Source organism: Planctomyces sp. SH-PL14 (assembly GCF_001610835.1).
In the GTDB taxonomy this organism is placed as follows: Bacteria; Planctomycetota; Planctomycetia; order Planctomycetales; family Planctomycetaceae; genus Planctomyces_A.
This window is the reverse complement of sequence record NZ_CP011270.1, coordinates 108496-122609: the sequence shown is the minus strand read 5'-3', so window position 1 is coordinate 122609 and position 14114 is coordinate 108496. Positions and strand designations below refer to the sequence as shown.

The 14114-nt window shown below is 64.6% G+C and carries 9 protein-coding genes and 1 tRNA gene; 6 read left to right on the top strand and 4 right to left on the bottom strand.

The genetic code is table 11. The features are described 5' to 3' along the window. Nucleotides 1-322 precede the first annotated feature (322 nt). The gene (locus VT03_RS00455; protein ID WP_075091157.1) at nucleotides 323-1834 is read left to right on the top strand and encodes an ammonium transporter; all 1512 of its coding nucleotides are present in this window, start codon (nucleotides 323-325) and stop codon (nucleotides 1832-1834) included. Between the two features lie 905 nt (nucleotides 1835-2739). Here the strand turns inward: VT03_RS00455 and truA are convergent. Then, entirely contained in the window at nucleotides 2740-3597 is an 858-nt protein-coding gene (truA, locus tag VT03_RS00450; RefSeq protein ID WP_075091156.1) for a tRNA pseudouridine(38-40) synthase TruA, read from the bottom strand. Between the two features lie 141 nt (nucleotides 3598-3738). Further along, on the bottom strand, nucleotides 3739-4635 hold the full coding sequence (locus VT03_RS00445; protein WP_075091155.1) for a rhomboid family intramembrane serine protease: 897 nt from the start codon (nucleotides 4633-4635) through the stop codon (nucleotides 3739-3741). A 191-nt stretch (nucleotides 4636-4826) separates the two neighbouring features. Between VT03_RS00445 and VT03_RS00440 the strand changes: the two genes are divergently transcribed. Next, nucleotides 4827-6005: an FG-GAP repeat domain-containing protein gene (locus VT03_RS00440; protein ID WP_082845834.1), complete on the top strand. Its 1179-nt coding sequence runs from the start codon at nucleotides 4827-4829 to the stop codon at nucleotides 6003-6005. Nucleotides 6006-6350: 345 nt separating this feature from the next. Here the strand turns inward: VT03_RS00440 and VT03_RS00435 are convergent, their stop codons facing one another. Further along, a complete protein-coding gene (locus VT03_RS00435; protein WP_075091154.1) occupies nucleotides 6351-8351 on the bottom strand; it encodes a hypothetical protein in 2001 nt (666 codons plus the stop codon). A gap of 409 nt (nucleotides 8352-8760) precedes the next feature. Continuing rightward, nucleotides 8761-10014, bottom strand: a complete 1254-nt coding sequence (locus VT03_RS00430) for a homoserine O-acetyltransferase (RefSeq protein ID WP_231870565.1) — start codon at nucleotides 10012-10014, stop codon at nucleotides 8761-8763. Between the two features lie 379 nt (nucleotides 10015-10393). On the opposite strand from VT03_RS00430, the gene VT03_RS00425 reads away from it, so the two are divergent. The 4 genes from VT03_RS00425 (at nucleotide 10394) to tig (ending at nucleotide 14086) form a co-directional block, all read left to right on the top strand. Next, a complete protein-coding gene (locus VT03_RS00425) occupies nucleotides 10394-11308 on the top strand; it encodes a Gfo/Idh/MocA family oxidoreductase (RefSeq protein ID WP_075091153.1) in 915 nt (304 codons plus the stop codon). A 94-nt stretch (nucleotides 11309-11402) separates the two neighbouring features. Further along, the gene (locus VT03_RS00420; protein WP_075091152.1) at nucleotides 11403-12236 is read left to right on the top strand and encodes a hypothetical protein; all 834 of its coding nucleotides are present in this window, start codon (nucleotides 11403-11405) and stop codon (nucleotides 12234-12236) included. Between the two features lie 200 nt (nucleotides 12237-12436). After that, nucleotides 12437-12509, top strand: a tRNA-Gly gene (locus VT03_RS00415). Nucleotides 12510-12628: 119 nt separating this feature from the next. Next, nucleotides 12629-14086, top strand: coding sequence for a trigger factor (gene tig / locus VT03_RS00410; protein ID WP_075091151.1), 1458 nt, complete (start codon nucleotides 12629-12631; stop codon nucleotides 14084-14086). The last annotated feature ends 28 nt before the right edge of the window (nucleotides 14087-14114 follow it).

The following is a 14114-nucleotide window of genomic DNA, read 5'->3' as shown; positions in this document are numbered from 1 at the left end:
GTGCATGACGCACATAAAGCCGCCCAGTTTCTCAAGGTCCGTGCGACCACCTTGGGAGGCTGGGCGCTTTTTTTGCGCACAGGTGCTTCCTGTTTGTGCAGTCCCTGCGACTTTCGGGCCATTCTTCAACTGCCTCTTGACGTAGCAAAAATTGCAAATCGCGAGTCTCTGGCCGACTCAGAACGCCTCCCGGCGATCTCGGCGGGGACAACTGGCACGCGAATTGTTTAATGCGTGAGCACGCCACAGCCAGACACCCTTTCTGCTGGTTGTAAGGGCCGTTGTCGTTAGTGTTTCCGCTACCCGGGAGGCTTTGTTTCCAATGCTCAGAAAGTGCGCGCTCGCTCTCCTCGCCATGGTCCTCTGGACCACGGCCTTGACGCCGACTGTCGGTGCTCAGGAAACACCCCCTGCTGCGGCCGCGCCAGCGGCCTCTGAAACGCCAGCCGCCCCGGCGGCGCCCTCTGCTGAGGCGGCCTCCGCCGCGGCTCCGGCCGCCGCTCCGGCCTATGACACCGGTTCGACCGCGTGGATCATGGTCAGTGCGGCCCTCGTGTTCTTCATGATGCCGGGCCTCGCCCTGTTCTACGGCGGGATGGTCCGCTCGAAGAACCTGCTCAACATGTTCATGGTCGTCATGGTCTGCGTCCCGCTCATCGCAATTGAGTGGGTGGCCTACGGCTACAACATGGCCTTCTCCGTGAACTCCGTCATCACGTCCGATGCCGGAAAGAATGACGACGGCACCGACAAGCCGAAGCTGAGCTACCTGGCCTGGGAGCCGGGGCTCGTCTTCCTGAAGGCTTTCACGCCGACGGATCCGATGAAGTTCGACGATACCTACGGTCGCCAGCTCACCAGCGGTGACACGGTCGGCTCGGTTCCGGTCGGGATTCCCGAGCTGATGTTCGCGATGTTCCAGATGATGTTCGCCATCATCACCCCGGCCCTGATCGTCGGTGCCGTGGCCGAACGCGTGAAGTTCAGTGCGTGGTGTCTCTTCACCGTCCTGTGGGCCACGATCGTCTACAACCCGGTGGCCCACTGGGTGTGGAACGTCAACGGCTGGCTGTTCCAGAAGGGTGTCATGGACTTCGCCGGTGGTACGGTCGTCCACGTCCTCGCCGGTGTCTCCGCTCTCGCCCTGATCCTGATTCTTCCGAAGCGTCGGGGCTACCCCGGTCCGCAGTTCGTTCCGCATAGCGTTGGCTGGACCCTGATGGGGGCCGGCATGCTGATGGTGGGCTGGTTTGGATTCAACGCCGGTTCGGCCATCGCCGTCGGCAAGGACTTCCTGCCGGTCGCCGGTGCCGTCTCCGTGATGGCCTTCGCCACAACCGCCATCGCCGGCAGTGCCGCGACGGGCTCCTGGATGTTCGCCGAATGGCTCAAGGTTGGTAAGCCGACCGCCCTCGGCGTCGCGTCGGGAATGGTGGCGGGCCTCGTCGTGATCACCCCCTGTGCCGGCCACGTCAGCCCGGGCGGTGCCCTGGTGATCGGTCTGATCGGCGGTCTCGTCTGCTTCCTCGCGGTTCAGGCCAAGCCGAAGCTTGGATACGACGACTCGCTGGACGTCGTCGGCGTCCACGGTGTCGGTGGAGCCCTCGGTGCTCTCCTGGTTGGTTACTTCGCGGTTCGTCCGGTGATGGGCGGCATGGAGCAGGTCAAGCTGCAGGCCATCGGCCTCGTCTCGACCGGCGTCTACGCCTTCGTCCTGACGATCATCCTCGGTCTCCTGATCCACAAGACGATCGGCTTCACGGTCAGCGAAACGACCGAAGAAGAAGGTCTGGATATCAACGAGCACGGCGAATCGGCTTACCACTACAACTGAGCCGAACCGAGCCGAGCGAAAAGTCTCTCCCTGGCGACTGGAGTTGGGAACTCCGGTGTTGGTAAGTGCAAGACGCACTGAGGATTGGCCCAGTCCCTCGAGGTCCGTGCGACCACCTCGGGGGGCTGGGTCCTCCCCTCCTCCCGAGCGGGACGAGGTCAACAAGACACACTCTGCGGCTTTGCGAGTCTTCCACTCCGAAGCCGAATCAAAGGAGACAACGAAACACTTCCACTGAAATGGCTGTCCCGGAGTCGAGCCCGGAACGAAACCTCAGTGGAAGCGTGATCTCCCTGGCGACCGAAGTTGGGAACTTCGGTGTTGGTGCGTGCATGATGCACGAAGGATTGACCCAGTCTCTCGAGGTCTGTGCGACCACCTCGGGAGGCTGGGTCTTCCTGCTTTTAGGGGGACTGTTGGCGCAGAGTCCCTCCCCGGTGGGCGCATTCGCTGATTGGTGGTCGCCAGATACGGGCCACCGGGGTCCAGGGGCACCCTGGTGGGGAGTGCAGAGGGGCAACGCCCCTTTGCCCGCCGGAGGCCTGGCCGTCGACAACTGTCTGAAGGAGTGAGCATCCAAACGCGGACACCGTGCCGTATGCCCCCTCACCAACCCGCAGGGATTTCACAGCGAGCGGTGTAGATTGAGGGAGTCCTCACTGCCGGTTCCACAAAGCGGGCGCCCGTTGTTTCCCACGGTTCCTCATGGAAGCGCCTCCGGCGGCAAGGGGGCGTGGCCCCCTTGACCCCAGGCTGCCGTGGCACGTTGGGTTTAAGCGAGCAGTCCTCTGCTGGGACCGGCAGTTTGTTGGAGTTCCACGTTCAGGCTGGCCGCTGGGATGCCTTACAATCGAGCGAGTCCGGCGAGCCACGCTGAAGCGTAAACGCCAACGAGGGGATGTCGCTTACTCCTCCGTCCCGTCCCCTTCGTCCGGGACGCCCGGTTCCCCTCCCATGTCGCGGTCGTAATTGGCCGTCGCCATAAACAGCCCCTGGGCCGGCGACGTGTCCCCGGCGTGCAGGCGGTGCATTGACTCCAGGATCCGCTTCATCGACTCGACGGGCCAAGTCCCGCGGCCGATGTTGACCAGCGTCCCGACGATCGACCGGACCATGTTGTAGAGAAAGCCGTTGGCCTCGATCTCCACGCAAACCAGCGGCTCATCCGGCGCCTCCTCCGCTCCCCCGGGCGTCAACAGGGCCTTCGGCAGGAAAAGGTCATGCTGCCGGATCCGACGGACGGCGACGTCGTAGACCGAACGGACGCTGGACGCCTTGTTGGGCCAGTTCGATTCGAAACTGCGGAAGTCATGCGTTCCGACCAGGACCTGCGCCGCCCGGTGCATGTCGGAAACGTTGAGCCGGTAGCCGAGCCGCCAGGCGAATCGCCGCAGAAAGGGATCGTCGACGCGGCTGTTGAGAATCAGGTAGCGATACCGCTTGCTCTTGGCGGAATACGTCGCGTGGAAGTCGTCGGGGACCCCTTCGGCGCTGCGGATCACGATGTCCGGGGGAAGCCGCGTCTGAAGCGCGGGGCGCCACTTTTCGGGCGGAATCGACGACGTTGTCCGGAAGTTGATCACTTGCGAGAGGGCGTGGACGCCGGCGTCGGTCCGCCCGGCGCACATCACGCGGACCCGCTCCCCGGTCAGGTTTTCGATTCCCTTTTCGACCTCGTCCTGGACCGTCCGCTGATTGGGCTGCACCTGCCATCCCGCGAAGTCGGTTCCGTCGTAGGAGAGTGTAAGACGAAGGTTGGTCATCGGAACGAGGAAGGGGGGATGGGAGCCGGGCGGGCTGCATCGTTGGAGCAGCCAGCGCGGCAGGAGGAACGTCCCTCGCCGGCGCTTCGGACTGGTGGGCGGTCGGCGAATCGGCTGAGGCCGTCACGACGGTCCGAGGGCCTAGGACTTGCGGTAACGGCGGCTCGCGTCCGTGAGGATCTGCCGTTCCGCCTCCGTCAGGCTCTCCTGACCGCTGGCATGGACCTTGGCCAGGACCCGGTCGACCTCGGCGTCGAAGTCCTTGGCGGCGCGGGGGGCGGGGGCCTCCTCGTCGCGCACCACGCGGAAGCGTCGCCGCGTCTTCCATCGCTCGAGCGACCGCAACGGATGGAAGTGGTCGAGCATCGACGTGACCCGGAAATCGGTCCGATGGCAGAAGTAGCCGAACGCCATCCCTCCCAGGTGCGCCACGTGGGCCACGCCGTCGCCGCCCCGCATTCCGCCGAGCTGGAGCAGGACGGGGTGCAGGTCGACGATGAGGTTGATGAACACGATCGCGATCACCGGAACCGGGATGATGTAGAAGATCCGCCAGATGTGGTCCGGGAAACGGAGCGCGTAAAAGAGCATGACCGCCGAGACGGCTCCCGAGGCGCCGATCGCCGAGTGCGGATGGCCCGACGCCAGTTCCCACAGGCAGTAGCACAGCCCGGAGACGACTCCCGCGGCGAGGTAGAATCCAAAGAACTCCCGTCGTCCCAGGACCCCCTCTTCCAGGTGGTTCCCTGCCATCCAGAGGACGTACATGTTCCAGAAGATGTGCCAGGGCCCCCCCATGTCGTGGAGGAAGTCGTAAGTCGTCAGGCGCCAGATCTGGCCGTACAGGACGGACATGGGATCGAGCGCGAACCACCGCGACAGCGGGTCATGCTGGGCCGTCAGGAGCTGCATGACGTAAACGATGACGTTGGCGACGATCAGCGTCTTGACCGCCGTGGAGAAGAGGCTGTCGGAGCGGGGGCTGGACCACCCTCCTCGACCCATGTCCCGCGCGTAATCCCGATCATCAAGCCCCATGTCGTCTTCCCAAGCAGGCGAACTACCAATCGCAAGGATAGGGGGCCGGACGCCGAGAGGGCAACAGGGGCTGCCCGGCGGGCCGCTAGGGTTCCGTTGACGGGGCGAACGAAGCCGCGGCGTTTGCGAAGCGGCGAGCGATGGCGCAGAATCGCGCTCGAACGTCGACCGGCCACGACAGGATTCACCGCATGCCCCCGCGCGCTGCTCTTTCTCTTCTCTTCCGCAATCTGCGGACGCCCACGCTGGTCGCCTTCGCGCTGACCGGCCTGTCGGTCAGCCGCGCCGACGAGGCCTGGAAGAAGCACGTCGTTCACGAAGGACTGCACAACACCACGGTTGTCGCCGCCGATTACACCGGCGACGGGAAGGTCGACGTGATCTTCAATGCCGCCGGAAAGACGCGGCTGCTGGTCGCTCCTGACTGGCGGGAGACGATCGTCGACGAGACCCCCGACCATGGAGCGATCCACAGCGAGACCTTCGATATCGACCGAGACGGCGACCCGGACTATATCGGAGCCCGGTACGATCCCGGACTGATCTTCTGGCTGGAGAATCCGGGCGGGGCCCCGGCGGGTTCGTGGAAGTCTCGAACGGTCGATGATCAGATCCACGGCATTCATGGCGTTCTGGTGGGGGACGTCGACGGCGACGGCCGGCTCGATCTGATCGCGAACTCCGGACAGCCGAAGCCGCCGTTTGCGAACTCGGTCGCGTGGTTCCGCGTCCCGGCCGATCCGCGGACGGCGGAGCGTTGGGAGCGGACGATCGCGGCGGACGGCGATGCACCGGGGCTGAGCCACTACCTGGGGCTTGGCGATGTCACGGGCGATCGCCGCAAGGAAATCTTCACCGCGGCCAAGGGGGGCCCGCAGGCGGTGCCGGGGACGGGGGAGTGGTTCGCGTTCTGGGAGCAGCCGCGCGACCCGATGCAGCGGGGCTGGAAGAAGACCATGGTCGCCGCCAATCAGCCTGGGGCGACCAACCTTCATCCCGCGGACGTCAACGGGGATGGCAAGGTCGACATCCTGGCGAGCCGCGGACACGGCGTGGGACTGGTGTGGTACGAGGCGCCCGGGTGGCGGGCTCATGAGTTCGACACGGAACTGCGCTCGCCTCACTGTCTCGCGGTGGTCGACCTGGACCTGGATGGCGATGTGGACGCGGCGACGTGCGCGTATGAGAGCAAGATCGCGGCGTGGTTTGAGAACGACGGGACCGGGCAGTTCCGGAGGCACGTCCTGGACCGCGATCAGTGCGCCTATGATCTGCGGGCGGTCGACATGGATGTGGACGGGGACCTGGACATCCTGCTGGCGGGGCAGCTCAGCAAGAACGTCGTCTGGTATGAGAATCCGAAACGATAGGACGTCCTTGCCGGCGCGGCGCTGCTACCTCGAACCCATCGCGCTACGGCCGCTGGGATAAAGTGGGCCACGCCCCCTTGTCGCCGGAGGCACTCCGATAAGAAACCGTGGTAAGCAACGGGCATCCACTTTGTGGTGCCGGCGTTGAGAAGTCCCTCAAAATGGACCGCTCGCTCTGGAATCCACGCGTGTTAGTGAGGGGGCATACGACACGGTGTCCGCGCTTGGATACGTGCTCCTTCAGATATCTCTCGACGGCCAGGCCTCTGGCGGGCAAGAGGGCGTTGCCCCCTTGCATCCCCCACCAGGGTGCCCCTGGACCCGGTGGAGAATGTACTCCGCTCTCTACTTCATCCCCCGGATGTCGAAGATCGGCAAACCCTTCGCCGCCGCGTCCGCCCTCGTCGTCACCGTGATCTTCTTCGCCGCCTGATCGATCGACAACGCGATCTCCGGATAGGTCTGGACCCGGTCCGACCGATTCAGAATCGCCTGGATCGCCTTGAACGGAGGTGCCTTCCCCAGCTTCAGCGTCTGGACTTCGTTCTTCGTAATCCCCGCCGACTTCAGCGCGTTCCCGTCCACGAAGACCTCGACCCCGACTTCACCAAGCAGATAAGCAAACGCCGGCTCCAGCGGGAATGTCACGTCGCAGTCGATCGGGATGCGGAGCCGATCTTCCACCTTGTCCGGCAGCGCCGGCTTGGCATCGGCCACCTCATACGCCGGAGCCGACGCAAAGTTCGTCCGGGTCGACTCGTCCCAGGTCAACAGTGTCCCCAGCGCGAGATTCGACGCCGCCTTCGCCGGGAGGACCGTCGTCAGCCGCGCGGTCCGGGCGTTGACCGTCGCCGCCGTCTCCAGCGCGACCGCCTGCATCATTGCCGGAAACCGGCCGATGATCTGCCGGAAGCCGGCCGTCGGCGGATTCATTTTCTTCACCGCGTCTGCGAGGAGCGGCGGCATGTCCGGAAGCTGCATCCGGAACGTCTCCTGCACCACCCGTGGTGTCGCCACAACCCCCCGCGCGCTGCGGCTCCCCTTGGGAAAGAACGTGAACTCGGAGTGGAACGTGTCGCCGAGATGGGCCGACCAGCCGACGGTTGCAACGTCCTCGCCGAACCAGTCCAGGACGTTGTTGATCGCTTTGATCGCCACAGGGGCGAAGAGCGTATCGACGTTCCGGCGGACGTCGTCGATCTCGAAGACGATCGTGAACAGCCGGTCCCGGTCGGACTGGCGGACGACCTCCAGGACGCCGTCCGGGATCGTTTCGTTGGGAGCTGTGAGGGCCGCTTCGATCTCCGTGGCCGCGTTGGCCGGTCCGATGGCGAACTGCTGCAGGCCGGAGACCACGAAGTAGTTCTGGCCATTCGTGATGAGACGGGCGTTGCCCGCCTCTTTGACGATCTGCCCCTTGAACTCTTCGATCAGGTCGGAGGGCTTGGCCGGAGCGACGAGGTTGACGACGGCCGCGATCTGCGGCGGGGAGCCGGTGGGACCGAGGACAATGGCGACGAGCAGCTCGTCGATCTGGTCGGGCGTGCGGCGGCAGTTCCGCTGGATCGCTCCTTCGATCCACTTCACGACCGGCTCCGTGAGGCAGGAGCGGAGCTCCGTCATCGCTTCGTCGTTGGCCCACAGCCGCGCGGGGCGGAGGTGGATCAGGAAGTTGACGCCGTCCGGGACCATCCGCAGGTCGATCGGCTTGCCGTTGGTCGGCCGGAACTCGGCCATGAGTTCCGGTTGCCGGTTGAGGTCCTCTTCGGTGACGACGCCGGCGGCGACGGGAACGGCGGCCGGAGCGCCCGGCGTGGCGGGTGTCCCCGCGGAGGGCGCGGCCGCGACCGGCATTTTGGCACTGTTGAGCATCGGGATCGCGATCGCTCCGGCGATGCCCGCGATTCCCAGCACTCCGACGATCAGGACGGCGTTGTTGCGGCTGCGGCGCTTCTTCTGTTCGATCATCCGCCGCAGGTGTTCGGCGGCGGCACCGGAGGCGGCGGGCTCTTCTTCTTCCTCCACGATTCCGAACGGGTCTGGGGCGGGGCGGGCCGCCGGTCTGGCTGCGGGAATGGGAGAAGGGGAGGGGGCAACCGGGGGAGCGGCGGGAGCCGAGGCGGACTTGGGGGCGGAGGTCGGAGCCGGAGTCGGGCGGGACGGGGGAGTGGGGGTGATCGGATCGACGAGTTCGATCAGGACTTCGTCATCATCTTCCGTTTCTCCGGGGAGCCGAAGGACGATGACGTTCTGGCAGCTGGGGCAGCGGACCTTTTTGCCCAGGAAGCTTTCGTCGCGGATCTGCAGAGTTTTGGCGCATTCCGGACAGGTGACAGACAGGGGCATGAGATCCTCCGAGGCGTCGAACTCCGTTGATGATAGAAGATTGCAGGCAGAACCTTCGAGTAAGAAGGGAGACCATACCGGGTCCAGGGGGACCCTGGTGGGGGATGCAAGGGGGCAACGCCCTCTTGCCCGCCGGAGGCCTGGCCGTCGAGAGATGTCTGGAGGAGGGCGTATCCAAGCCCGGACAACGTGCCGTATGCCCCCTCACCGACCCGCGGGGATTCCAGAGCAAGCGATCCACCTTGAGGGAGTTCTCAACGCCGGTGCCACAAAGGGGACGTCCGTTGCTTCCCACGGTTCAGCGGGAAAGCGCCTCCGGCGGCAAGGGGGTGAGACCCCCTTGACCCCAGCAGCCGTCGCACATTGGGTTTGAGCTATGAGAGCTGCGCCGGCAAGAACGCGGTTAGAGCTACTGGCTGACAGCCCCGTCCGTCGCGACCGCGGCATCCCGCATCCCCTCCTGCACCCGCGCCAGGAACGGCACCACCAACCCCTCGAGCATCGGCAATTCCGAATCAATCAGGAACGCGTCATGCCCATGCGGACTCGACAGCTCCGCCGACGTCACATGTTGCCGGGCCGAAATCAGCGACCGGACAATCTCCAGGCTCTGCGACGTCGGAAACAGCCAGTCGGTGTCATAGGAAACGACAAGGAACCGCGCCGATGACCGCCCCAGCGCGTTCTCCAGCGACCCGTACGACGCGTCGAGATTGAAATAGTCCATCGCCCGAGTCAGCCAGATGTAGCTGTTCGCATCGAACCGCTCGACAAACCGCTTCCCCTGATAATGGAGATAGCTCTCGATCTGGAACTCGGTCTCCTGCTTCACGTCGTACGCCAGCGACTCACGGTCCTGCAGCCGCCGCCCGAACTTGAGCTCGATCGACTGCTCCGAGAGATACGTGATATGGGCGATCATCCGCGCCAGGGCCAGCCCGAACCGCGGCTTCTCCGCGTGGTCGTAATAGTTCCCTTCGCAGAACGCGGGATCGGTGTAGATCGCCCGCCGCCCCACGGCATTGAACGCGATCCCCTGGGCGTTCAGCTTCGCCCCCGAAGCGAGGACGACCGCCCCCCCGAGCGAATCGGGATACCGCGCCGCCCACTCCAGGACCTGCATCCCCCCGAGACTCCCGCCGACCACCGCCAGGAGCTTCGTGATCCCGAGGTACTCGACCAGCGACTTATGGACCCGGACGATGTCGGCGATCGTGATGAACGGGAAGTGCGGCCCGTACTGCTTGCCGGTCTGCGGGTCGATCGAGTTCGGGCCGGTCGTCCCCTGGCAGCCGCCGAGGACGTTCGCGCAGATGACGAAGTACTTATTGGTGTCGATCCCCTTCCCGGGACCGACGAATCCGTCCCACCAGCCCGGCTTGCGGTCTTCCGCGGTGCGGCGGCCGGCGACGTGGGCGTCGCCGGTCAGGGCGTGGCAGATGAAGATTGCATTGTCTTTGGCGGGCGAGAGCGTCCCGTACGTCTCGTAATTGACGTGGACCGGCCCGAACGTCTTCCCGGACTCGAGCTGCAGCGGATCTTCCGCCCCGAACAGGATCACGTTCTGCGGCTTGACGAGCCCGCAGGACTCCGGGGCCGCCGCAGAAGCGTGGGGAGCGGGAGCGGTGGTATTGGCGGCAGCGGCGGCGGTCACAGAACTCACTTCAAGGGCCTTTTCGCTCGCGCGGCGGACGTCGTTCGGGGCGGCCGTCGTCAGGGTATGCGACCGGGCAACCTCCTGCAGGCTTTGCCGAACTTCGAATGAATGTACCGCGAACGGGAACCAGTCTCCACAAAGTCCGCTGCCGAATGCTGTACTGATCGACGACCAGTTCCGGCAGGGGGGCCGGTTCGCAACACGCTGTCGAATCAAAGGTTGCGTGAACGACTGCCACCTGGGCGCGGTCGTTGCCGTGTCACGGAGAGGAGCGTGACGGCTCCGGAGGACACTCTGGAGGGTGGGGACTCGTGTTGTTCCCCCGGCGTGGAGCAGGGTACAGACACGCCCCCGGTCTTCCGGTTCCATTCCTTGAATCCTTTCCATGCTCCGCCTGGGAATCCTCGACTTCGATTCCTCGCACTGCGTCGAGTTCACCCGTCGCCTCAACGGTGTCGGCGTGAGCCCGGGCCAGTTCGTCGGCGGGGCCCGTGTCGTCCTGGGGGCACCTGGAACGAGCGCGATGGCTCCCGAGCGAGCAGCCCAGTTTACGCCTTTGATGAAAGAGTGCGGCGTCGAGATCGCGGAGCAGGAGGCGGTGATCGCCGGGAGCGACGCGGTCCTGGTCCTGTCGCTGTGCGGCGGAGACCACCGCGCGTCTGCGACGCCTGCATTGAAGGCGGGAAAGCCGACGTTCGTCGACAAGCCGTTCGCACTGACCGCCCCCGACACCCGCGAGATCCTGCGGCTCGCCGACGAGCATCAGGCCCTCCTGCAGTATGCCTCGGGAATGCGGTTCTGCGACGAACTCCTCGCGGTGCCGGCATCGCTTGCCCGTTGGGGATCCGTGCACGGCGCGGTCAGCTACGGTCCGGCAAAGCACCATCCCATGAATCCCGGCCTGTTCCACTACGGAATCCATGCCGTCGAGGTCCTGTTCACCATCCTTGGGGCAGGCTGTGAGTCAGTCACCGCGGCGAGCACCGAAGGGGCCGACGTCGTCACCGGAACCTGGAAAGACGGTCGGCTCGGCACCGTTCGCGGTATCCGCCGCGGCTGCACCGCCTACGGGGCGGTGATTTGCTGCGAACACGGCGTCGTACCGCTGTCCCTGTCGGCCACGAACGCCTACCGGAACCTGTTGCGGGCGCTCGTTCACGGATTCGAAACCGGAACTCCGCTCGTCCCGAAACAAGTCATTGTCGAAGAAGTCGCCTTCGTTTTAGCCGCGCTGGAAAGCGAGCGCCGCGGCGGAGCGCCCGTTCACTTGCGCGAGATCGATCCCGCCCTCGCCTGTTAGCACCCCGCCCCACTTCGCCCATCCTGACTGTCTCGCCGGCCGATCTGCACCGTCGGTCCCGGCGTCTCCCGTGCAACGTGACATGGAGGTCACAATGCTCCGTCTGCAGCTTCTCGCCCTTCTGGTCATCCTGATTGCGTCGACCCTGACCGGCCAACTCCTAGCTCAGGACATGCGAGTCTATACCACCGTCACCGATGAGGGACGGCCAGGCGAGACCCCCACGCTGATGAGCCACAGCCTGACGATCTTCCACGCCGGGAAGGTCTATGACTTCATGGAGAAGGTGGGCGAGGTCGTGATCCTCGACCCGCAGCAGAGCCGGTTCGTCCTCCTGGGAGCGAGCCAGAAGGCGACGATCGTTTCCTTCGAGGAACTGAACCAGTTCCTGAAGTCCGCGACGATCGCCGCGGAGAAGTACGTCGACGAACTCGAAACGAAGGGAGACCGGCTGGCGGCCGAGCATGGCGCGGCGATCCGGTTCCAACTGATGCCGACCTTTAAGGAGTCATTCGATCCGGCGTCGCGAAAGCTGTCGCTCGGTGGCGAATTCCTGAGCTACGAAGTCCAGGCGATCGTTCCGCCGTCCGAATCCTGTGCCGAGACATATCTGGCGTACGCCACCTGGGCGGCGAAGCTGAACTCGATCCTGCACCCGCACTCCACCATGCCGGAGCCGCGGGTCCACCTCAACACGGTGCTGCTGAAGCGCAAGCTGCTCCCGAGCCAGGTCACCCTCCGCGTGAAGGTCGACTCCGAGCTGCACCTGCGGGCGGACCACAAGTTCGCGTGGGAACTGGAAGCGGTCGACAAGCGGCTCATCACGCAGTGGGAGCGTTCGATCGCCGCGGCGCAGACGAAGTGGGTCTCCTTCCAGCAGTACCAGCAGGATCTCTACAGCCGGAAGACCGCGCTTCGCGATCGCTGAGACTCTCGCGGAATACCAGCTGTTTCGAGGAGACGAAGCGGCCGGGGCGTGAGGTTTGCTTTCCTGCGGTGATAGCGGGGATCAACGCCGACGAATCCGTCCATCTCATTTTCTCCCAGTGAGTTGGATCTCTGCGAATGCTCGCTTGACGACACTCGCGATTCGTTCATAATCCCCGCTCGCCCAGCGGTTTTCGCTGTGCGGGTGTAGCTCAGTTGGTAGAGCACCACGTTGCCATCGTGGATGTCGAGGGTTCGAGTCCCTTCACCCGCTCTTGTTCATGGTCCCACAGGATTTCCGTCGCACTTAGAGACCTGTGGGAAACCCGATTACCCGTCGGCCATTGACTGCTTCTCGCGGTCATTGGCCGTAGTTCTTTGAAGGAAAGCCCTGTGACGGAATCCACGAGCACTCCGACGGCGGAAGAGCAGGTCGCGGTTGATGCAGGCCAGGCCAAGCTCCAGCTCAAGATCGACGTGAAGGACGTGGGACCGTGCAAGAAGCACATCCGCGTCTCGGTGGAGCGCGGCTCCATCGACGCCGTCGAAGAGAAGATCCTTGGCGACTACGTCTCCCGCGCCGAGGTCCCCGGCTTCCGCGCCGGCCGCGTGCCGGAGTCGCTGGTCCGCCGCCGCTTCAAGAAGGAGCTCTCCGAGCAGCTCAAGCAGCAGGTTCTGATGCAGAGCCTGGAGCAGCTCGCCGAAGACTCGAACATCGATCCGATCAACGAGCCGAACCTCGACCTCGACACGATCGACATCCCGGAAGAAGGGGACTTCGAGTACGAGTTCGACGTCGAAGTCCGGCCGAGCTTCGATCTGCCGACCTACAAGGGTCTCAAGATCGAGCGTCCGACCCATGAAGTCACCGACGCCGAAGTCAACCAGTACCTCAACAAGTACCTCGAGCAGTACGCCACGCTCGAGCCGGTCGAAGGGGCCGCGGCCCTCGAAGACTACATCACGGCCGACGTGACCTTCTCCCACAAGGGGACGCAGGTCAACGAGTACAGCGCCGAGAACTTCCGCGTCCGCCCGACGCTCCAGTTCCCGGACGCCGAACTGGCCGGCTTCGACAAGCTGATGGTCGCTGCCAAGGAAGGGGACACGAAGGAAGCGGAGTTCAAGATCTCCAGCGAAGCCGCGGACATCAACATGCGGGGCGAGCCGATCCAGGCCAAGTTCCACGTGCTGTCCGTCAAGCGGGCCTCGCTCCCGGCGATCGACGACGACATCCTCGCCCGCCTCGGCTCGGACTCGGAAGAGACCCTCCGCACGCAGGTCCGCACGACCCTCGAGCGGCAGGTGAAGTACGAGCAGCGGCAGGCCTGCCGCCGCCAGGTGCTCCAGCAGATCACCGACTCCGCCAAGTGGGAGCTGCCGGAAGACCTCGTCTCGAAGCAGGTCGAGAACGCGCTGAACCGCGAAATCCTCGAAATGCAGCAGGCCGGTTTCACGACGCGGGAAATCGCCGCCCGTGAGAACCAGCTGCGGCAGAAGTCGCTCACGACGACCCGTCAGAACCTGAAGGAGCACTTCATCCTCGACCGCGTCGCGACCGAGGAGAACATCGACGTCTCCCGCGAAGAGCTCGAAAACGAGATCTTCATGATGGCCTGGCAGAGCGGCGAGAATCCCCGCCGGCTGCGGTCGCGGATGATCAAGACCGGTCTCATCGAGAACCTGCACGCCCAGATCCGCGAGCGGAAGGCGGTCGACGTGGTCCTCGACAACGCCGAGTTCAAGGACATCGCCATGAAGTCGCCGGTCGACACCTCGGTCGAGGCGGTCGATCGGGCCGTGCTGCGGTCGATCAAGGACGTTTCGGCAAAAGAAGCCGACGAAGAATAAAACTTCATTCAGGCTCAAGTTTACCAAG

Excerpts from the sequence above, each read along its gene's own strand:
- VT03_RS00440 (WP_082845834.1), top strand. The coding sequence starts at position 4,827 with ATGCCCCCGCGCGCTGCTCTTTCTCTTCTCTTCCGCAATCTGCGGACG.
- VT03_RS00425 (WP_075091153.1), top strand. The coding sequence starts at position 10,394 with ATGCTCCGCCTGGGAATCCTCGACTTCGATTCCTCGCACTGCGTCGAG.
- VT03_RS00445 (WP_075091155.1), bottom strand. The coding sequence starts at position 4,635 with ATGGGGCTTGATGATCGGGATTACGCGCGGGACATGGGTCGAGGAGGG.
- VT03_RS00420 (WP_075091152.1), top strand. The coding sequence starts at position 11,403 with ATGCTCCGTCTGCAGCTTCTCGCCCTTCTGGTCATCCTGATTGCGTCG.
- VT03_RS00455 (WP_075091157.1), top strand. The coding sequence starts at position 323 with ATGCTCAGAAAGTGCGCGCTCGCTCTCCTCGCCATGGTCCTCTGGACC.
- VT03_RS00435 (WP_075091154.1), bottom strand. The coding sequence starts at position 8,351 with ATGCCCCTGTCTGTCACCTGTCCGGAATGCGCCAAAACTCTGCAGATC.
- truA (WP_075091156.1), bottom strand. The coding sequence starts at position 3,597 with ATGACCAACCTTCGTCTTACACTCTCCTACGACGGAACCGACTTCGCG.